We start from the raw sequence: 5,137 nt of genomic DNA on the forward strand, positions 1-5,137 counted from the left end.
AAGAATTAGTAAATTTTGTGATAATTGTTACAGCAAAAATAATAATTTATGGTTAAAATATTTATAAGTAAATGATATTGAGGAGGTTTCTGTAACATGGCAAAGTTCAATATTAACGATAAGGTGGGAGATATAGTATCATTTTATCCTGCAGCGGCAGATATATTTATGGCATATAATATAGATTTTTGCTGTGGAGGCGATAGACTATTAGAAGTTGCAGCCCAGGAAAAAGCAGTTGATGCAGCAAAAGTTCTGGATGAAATCAATAAAAAATATGAAGCTTTTTTAAAAGAAAAGCAGGACTATGAAGATTATACTAAATATTCTTCTAAGGACTTAATAGATCATATTGTTAACACACATCATAAATATTTGTGGGAAGAAATGCCTATATTATCAAAACTCACACAAAGGATACTGGCTGCCCATGGGGATAATCATCCCGAATTGAACAAAGTGAAAACCCTTTATGAAGATTTAAGAAAGGAATTGGGAGACCATCTCAAAAAAGAAGAAGAGATTTTATTTCCTCTTATGAAGGCATATGAAGAGGCAAAAGAAGGGAAAGCTAAGGATAATATGCTGGAAGGTATAAGAAGTCTCCAGGATGAGCATGAATCAGCAGGAAATATACTGAAGGAATTAAGGAAAGTTACCTGCGACTATGAATTGCCAGGTGATGCATGCAGAACTTATGATCTGACATATGTAAAACTTCAGGAAATGGAGAGAGATATTTTCCTGCATATACATCTTGAAAATAATATTTTATTTAAGAGATATGAGGAATAATAAATTTGAGAAAGGATTTAGGAGGTGCACAGATGGCTATTAGCAAGGACATGACCATAGGTGAAATAGTAAGGAATTATCCCGAGAGCATTGAGATTTTGATGAGCTTTGGTATGGGATGTGTAGGTTGACCCTCGGCTCAGGCAGAGACTCTGGAAGAGGCTGCAGCTGTTCACGGTTTTGATGTAGATGTTTTGCTTAGAAGATTAAAGGAATCCATTAAGGAATAGATGTGAGGGTAAAGGGTAATAGTATGCTCTTTACCCTGAATTATACATAGTCTGGAGGTTGATGAATTGAACAGTATAAACATTATGATGATGGAACATCAGAATATACTTAGAATGTTAGAAGTTACACGAAAATACTGTCTTAAAGTATTAAAAAATGAAGCAGTAGCTTATGAAGATTTTTATAAGATCATCGATTTTGTAAGAAATTATGCTGACAAACATCACCATGGAAAAGAGGAAATAATGCTATTCAACAGAATGACGGAAGAACTGGGCTTTGCAGCAGAGAAGCTGGTGAAACATGGTATGCTGGTTGAGCATGATATGGGAAGACTTTATATGAGTGAGTTGGAGGAAGCATTAAGGAAGCTGGAGGCAGGGGATGAAGAAGCGAAGCTTGATATCATTGCTAATGCCATGGGGTATGTCAATCTATTGAAAAGGCATATTCATAAGGAAGATAATGTGGTATATAAATTTGCTGAAAACAACCTGAAAAAAGAAACACGAGACATAATAGACGATGAAAGCAGCAATTTTGAAAAGAAGGCAGAGGGTGCCGGGGTCCAAAAGAAGTATCTTGATTTATTATCTGAGCTGGAATCAAAGGTAAATGAATAGGAATCTGTCTAGACAGATTCCTATTCATTTACATAAATAACCTTAGTTTCAGAGCCTTCCAGTAGAAATATCCGTTCTATATCTTCACTTATCAAAGTATTTATGCTCTCTTCGGTATTGAACTTAACGCAAATACCACAACTTGAACTGAGTTTTCTTGGTACCGGCATAGTTTCCGATGATATATTTTTGCTTGCTAAAAATCGACTATATTTTATAGCTCCAAAGTGAGTAAAGAATGTTGCAATATATTCCATAGCCATTTATTTATTAATACTCAAAATGTAATTACTACCATTTTGAGAAACCTCAACATTATAACCTGAATTCTTGGCAAAGCGCGTTACGTTCTCTTTAGCTGTCAAGTTATCCACTAATACCTCTAAACCTTCAGGATTATCTTGTAGTGCCTTCTTTGTCATAAGCACAGGTTCCGGGCAAGATCTTCCTCTCGCATCTACTTTACATTGTTTCAATTTCCACACCTTCCTTTAATTCTACATTTGCAGATTTTTCAATATTGAAATAACCTATCGCCAGCACAACTATAAATCCCAATATAACAGCTATTTGACCATTAAGCGTGGGTCCGTTACCCGATGACGCCAGTTTAAAATTATGAGCAAAGGCTGCTCCAAAGGTCAAGCCCATTACTGTTATTACAGAATCAATATTTCCTTCAGAAGCCAAAATCAATTGTCTTAGAGGGCATCCTCCCAATAATACAGATCCAAAACCAGCTAAAGCCATTCCAAGAAAATTCCACAAACCGTCTGTATGAGCTATAGGTTGACCTGTAAAGCCCAGTTTAAACTGACCGAAAAGAATATTTCCAATTAAAGCAGTTGCCAGTATTGCTATAAAGCCTGAAATCAAATGCCAGTCCTTGAATAGTATTAAGTCCCTTATACCTCCAACGGTACAAAGCCTTGTTCTCTGAGCCAATGCTCCCACTATAAGGCCTGCAGCCAAAGACATCAACACAGGTGCATGTGCAGCGCCAGGTCCTTCTTGGCTGAATATGAGAAGAGAAGGGACTGCCAATAACAATACAAATAGGGCAGCTATGATGCCAGGAAATAGATAGCCTTCAAATTCAGGTAATTTGTAAGTTCTTTTCAGGCTAAATCCCTTATTGAGGAAGATAATACCTATATAAATCCCTACCGCAAATCCTATTAGCCCTACAATTGCATTTAAGTCTCCTCCTGCAATTCTCAATATCATTCTTAGTGGGCAGCCTAAGAACATCAAAGCACCAACCATTACTATAAAACCGAGAACAAATCTAGTAAAAGGTGCAGAACCTCCTTTTGTGGAGAATTCCTTTCCTGCAACGGACATAAAGAAGGCCCCCATTACAAGCCCTATGATTTCTGGACGAACATACTGAACTACACCTGCACTATGTAGTCCTAATGCTCCGGCAATATCTCTTATGAAGCAAGCAATGCAAAAACCCATATTGCCGGGATTACCGAATTTAACCAATAATACCGCTATAATGCCCACTACAGCTCCGGTAAGAATTATTCCTTTTTTCCCGTTCAATTTCTATACCTCCCAATAAATTCTATGCATATTAAGTATAATACAGATTGTTAAAAAATTAGCATTCAAAATATCTATAATAAAAGCTAACACAATAGAAACTATCAATAATGTATTTGTAGCTAAGAAGGTAATTTTGTAGTACTATTAAATCATTGGAGGGATTATTATGAAGCGAGTATATTTAGATAACGGAGCTACATCCTATCCGAAGGCACCGGGTGTAGCAAAAGCTATGATAGATTACATAGAGAATATAGGAACGAATATAAACAGAGGTGGATATAAAAGCGCTTACTCTGCGGCAGAAGTAGTTCTGGACACGAGGGAAAGATTGATAAAGCTATTTAACTATTCCAATAGCAATAATGTTATATTTACTCCAAACATAACATATAGTTTGAATTTCATAATCAAAGGTCTGTTAAAGCCTGGAGATCATTGCATTGTTACATCCATGGAGCATAATGCTGTTATGAGACCGATAATGCAGATGCACAAAAAGGGAGTAGATTTCACAAAAGTAAAATGTGATATAAAAGGCAGATTAGATCCTAAGGATATAGAAAAGAATATTAAAGAAAACACCAAGGCAGTAATAATGACACATGCGTCCAATGTTTGCGGAACTATAATGCCTATATATGAAGTAGGTGAGATATGCAAGAAGCACAATATCAAGTTTGTTGTAGATACTGCCCAGACAGCAGGCGCCATAAATATAGATATGAAGAAAATGAATATTGATGGTCTTGCCTTTACGGGACACAAAGGATTGCTTGGTCCACAGGGTATAGGCGGATTTATTATTACGGACGAAATGGCAGAAATAATGGAACCATTGGTTTCTGGAGGAACTGGAAGCATGTCGGACTCCGAGGAGATTCCTCCCTTTATGCCGGATAAGTTTGAATGTGGAACAATAAATATCCCTGGAATCTTTGGCTTGAATGAAGCATTAAAATATATTGAAAAAGAAGGTATAGAAAACATAAGGGAAAGGGAAATTGAACTTACCAGAGCCTTCATAGAGAGTACCAAAACCCTGGAAAACGTGAGGCTGGTAGGAATTGAAGTAACTGAAGGCAGAACTGCAGTTGTATCATTAGATTGCAGGGATAGGGATAATGCAGAGATATCATATTTGTTGGATAAGGATTTTGGTATAGCAACAAGATGTGGCCTTCATTGTGCTCCTTCGGCTCATAAAACTCTTGATACCTTTCCTCAGGGAACAGTTCGCTTCTCCTTCAACCATTTCAATACTGAGAGGGAAATCCAGTATGCTATAGAGGCATTGGATGAAATACTGAAGCATGAAGTATGATGATGTAATTGAAGCTCAGTTCATAAAAAGGCCAAACAGATTCATTGCCCATGTTTTGGTAGATGGAAAAGAACAGATCGCCCATGTTAGAAATACGGGAAGGTGCAGAGAGATTCTTACTGAAGGAACAAAGGTTATACTTGAAAAAGCCAAAAATCCTGGTAGAAAAACGGCTTATTCTTTAATTGCAGCCTATAAGGGAGATATGCTGATAAATATTGATTCTCAGATACCAAATGCAGTTGTATTTGAAGGAGTAAAAAATAATAAAATACCTGCCTTGCTAAATGTAAATAATATAAAGAGAGAAGTAACCTATGGAAATTCCCGATTTGACATCTATTTTGAAAAGGAAGATTCCAGAGGTTTTATAGAGGTAAAAGGCGTTACATTGGAAGATAACGGACTGGCTATGTTTCCTGATGCACCTACAGAAAGAGGCAGGAAGCATATAGAGGAAATGGCGGCTGCTGTTGCCAATGGTTATGAAGGTTTTATCATTTTTTTGATTCAAATGAAAGGAGTTCACGCTTTTTCACCAAACTTTTCCATGGACCCGGAATTCGCAGAAGAGTTGAGAAAGTCTGCATCCTTAGGTGTTAAAGTTTTA

General features: G+C 36.8%; 8 protein-coding genes. 5 read left to right on the top strand and 3 right to left on the bottom strand.

Annotation, left to right across the window (positions count from 1 at the left end):
* Positions 1–96: 96 nt before the first annotated feature.
* From ric to ACESM9_RS14305, 3 genes are all read left to right on the top strand, one after another.
* Entirely contained in the window at positions 97–795 is a 699-nt protein-coding gene (ric, locus tag ACESM9_RS14295) for an iron-sulfur cluster repair di-iron protein (protein ID WP_373000135.1), read from the top strand.
* 32 nt (positions 796–827) lie between these two features.
* A complete protein-coding gene (locus ACESM9_RS14300; protein WP_373000138.1) occupies positions 828–1,025 on the top strand; it encodes a DUF1858 domain-containing protein in 198 nt (65 codons plus the stop codon).
* Between the two features lie 66 nt (positions 1,026–1,091).
* Positions 1,092–1,649, top strand: coding sequence for a hemerythrin domain-containing protein (locus ACESM9_RS14305; protein WP_373000141.1), 558 nt, complete (start codon positions 1,092–1,094; stop codon positions 1,647–1,649).
* Positions 1,650–1,669: 20 nt separating this feature from the next.
* Here the strand turns inward: ACESM9_RS14305 and ACESM9_RS14310 are convergent, their stop codons facing one another.
* From ACESM9_RS14310 to yedE, 3 genes are read right to left on the bottom strand one after another with little or no spacing between them, the layout of a single operon-like run.
* Positions 1,670–1,912, bottom strand: coding sequence for a DUF3343 domain-containing protein (locus ACESM9_RS14310; RefSeq protein ID WP_373000144.1), 243 nt, complete (start codon positions 1,910–1,912; stop codon positions 1,670–1,672).
* On the bottom strand, positions 1,913–2,125 hold the full coding sequence (locus ACESM9_RS14315) for a sulfurtransferase TusA family protein (RefSeq protein ID WP_373000147.1): 213 nt from the start codon (positions 2,123–2,125) through the stop codon (positions 1,913–1,915).
* Positions 2,112–3,200, bottom strand: a complete 1,089-nt coding sequence (yedE, locus tag ACESM9_RS14320; protein WP_373000151.1) for a YedE family putative selenium transporter — start codon at positions 3,198–3,200, stop codon at positions 2,112–2,114. Before yedE ends, ACESM9_RS14315 begins: the two co-directional genes overlap by 14 nt.
* A gap of 169 nt (positions 3,201–3,369) precedes the next feature.
* On the opposite strand from yedE, the gene ACESM9_RS14325 reads away from it, so the two are divergent.
* A complete protein-coding gene (locus ACESM9_RS14325) occupies positions 3,370–4,527 on the top strand; it encodes an aminotransferase class V-fold PLP-dependent enzyme (RefSeq protein WP_373000154.1) in 1,158 nt (385 codons plus the stop codon).
* A partial coding sequence (sfsA, locus tag ACESM9_RS14330) for a DNA/RNA nuclease SfsA (RefSeq protein WP_373000157.1) occupies positions 4,517–5,137 on the top strand: 621 nt, incomplete at its 3' end. The genes ACESM9_RS14325 and sfsA, both read left to right, overlap by 11 nt.

Source organism: Lutispora sp., from assembly GCF_041687175.1.
GTDB lineage: Bacteria > Bacillota > Clostridia > Lutisporales > Lutisporaceae > Lutispora.

Bases quoted from the DNA above. Each gene is read 5' to 3' on its own strand.
- ric (WP_373000135.1), top strand. From the start codon at position 97: ATGGCAAAGTTCAATATTAACGATAAGGTGGGAGATATAGTATCATTT.
- ACESM9_RS14310 (WP_373000144.1), bottom strand. From the start codon at position 1,912: ATGGCTATGGAATATATTGCAACATTCTTTACTCACTTTGGAGCTATA.
- ACESM9_RS14325 (WP_373000154.1), top strand. From the start codon at position 3,370: ATGAAGCGAGTATATTTAGATAACGGAGCTACATCCTATCCGAAGGCA.